3 protein-coding genes are annotated in these 1,690 nt (G+C 29.8%); 1 reads left to right on the top strand and 2 read right to left on the bottom strand.

The annotated features are described in order from the left end of the window. Positions 1 to 657, top strand: a 657-nt coding sequence (locus HG1285_RS02605) for an SDR family NAD(P)-dependent oxidoreductase (RefSeq protein ID WP_008289087.1), incomplete at its 5' end; no start/stop codon positions are given. A 19-nt stretch (positions 658 to 676) separates the two neighbouring features. Here the strand turns inward: HG1285_RS02605 and HG1285_RS20615 are convergent. Both HG1285_RS20615 and HG1285_RS18430 read right to left on the bottom strand, forming a co-directional pair. After that, positions 677 to 859, bottom strand: a complete 183-nt coding sequence (locus tag HG1285_RS20615; RefSeq protein WP_008289089.1) for a DNA gyrase — start codon at positions 857 to 859, stop codon at positions 677 to 679. Beyond that, positions 856 to 1,690, bottom strand: an 835-nt coding sequence (locus HG1285_RS18430; RefSeq protein WP_008289090.1) for a toprim domain-containing protein, incomplete at its 5' end; no start/stop codon positions are given. The genes HG1285_RS18430 and HG1285_RS20615, both read right to left, overlap by 4 nt.

Below are 1,690 nucleotides of genomic sequence, written 5' to 3' on the forward strand. Positions count from 1 at the left end.
TCTTGGAAGGCTTTTGTAGAAGTTGCTTTAAACAAAGGATATAAGGTTTATGCTTTAAGCAGGCATTTACCAAAAGAATTTGAAAAGAAAATAAATTTTATAAAATGTGATTTAAAAGCTGTAGAAAGTATTTATAAATGTATAAAGGAGTTGTTAAATGTTAAAGAAATAGACCTTGTGATTTTAAATGCAGGAATTTTAGGAGATATAGAAGAGATAAACAAAACAAGTCTTTACAAAATACAGGAAGTAATGACCGTAAATGTTTGGGCTAACAAGGTTATTTTAGACTTTTTTATAAATGAAGGGATAAAGGTTAATCAGATAATAGGTATATCTTCTGGAGCTTCTGTAAATGCAAATAAAGGTTGGGGTGGATACTCAATATCAAAGGCATCGTTAAATATACTTTTAAAACTTTACTCAAGAGAAATGCCTGATACTCATATAACAGCTTTAGCCCCCGGGCTTGTATTAACACCTATGCTTAATTATATTTTAGAAAATGTAGATGAAAAAAAGTTTCCATCAGTAAAAAGATTAAAACAATCTTCAAAACAAACTCCTTTAGAGGCTGCAGAAAAAATATTTAATATTTTAGGAAAATTAAAAAAAGAATTTCCTTCTGGAGAATATATAGATATTAGAAAAATTTAAAAAAGGCCGAAAGCCCCTTTTACACATCAAGATTTCTAACTTCTTTAGCGTATTTCATTATAAACTCTTTTCGTGGTTCCACCTTTTCACCCATAAGTATAGAAAATACTTCATCAGCAAGGGCAGCATCTTCTAACGTTACCTGCATTAATCTTCTTGTTTTTGGGTTCATTGTGGTTTCCCAGAGTTGCTCTGGGTTCATCTCACCAAGACCTTTATATCTTTGTATTTCACACCATGCATTCCAGTTTCCCAAACTTTATCAAAAAACTCTTCAATATGGTTAATATTTACACTTTCTCCCTTTATTTTTAAATTGACTGGAAATTCACCAACAATCTGTTTAAATTCTTCTTCTATTTCCAGAATTCTCCTGTAAGCATAAGAGGTCAAAAGCCCGGTATCTACTCTTAATGTTGAAACACCAAAATTTTCTTTTTTGTCAAAAACAATATCAAAATCTCCTTCTATCTGGTCTTTTTCATAGTAAATTTCATATTCAGTAATTACATTTTTAAGTTTATCAACAATTTCCTTAGTTTTTTCTTCATATAGAAGGTCATCTTCAGAAAGTTTTAAAGATATTAAAGCATCTATAATTTTTGCATCTCTTCTCTTTATAAGACTTTCCCTTAAATCTTTATACTCTTTTGCTTTTTTAACAAGATTTTTAAGCTGAGATTTTGTCAATTTCTTGTCTACAACTTCAATCTCATCAAGTGCAAAATCTATTATTATCCTTGCGAGTTCTTCATCATCTTTTACATATATATTTGTCCTTCCCTTTTTCAGTTTATAGAGCGGAGGCTGTGCAATATATAAAAATCCATTTTCAATAAGTTGTGGGAAATATCTATAAAACAATGTTAATAAAAGTGTAGTTATATGAGAACCATCTACATCAGCATCTGCCATAAGTATTATTTTATGGTATCTGAGTTTAGATATATCAAACCCTTCTTCATCTGACTCTGTTGGAAGACCAATTCCTGTACCTATTGCATTTATAATTGACCTTACTTCATCATTTGAA

The organism is Hydrogenivirga sp. 128-5-R1-1, from assembly GCF_000171895.1.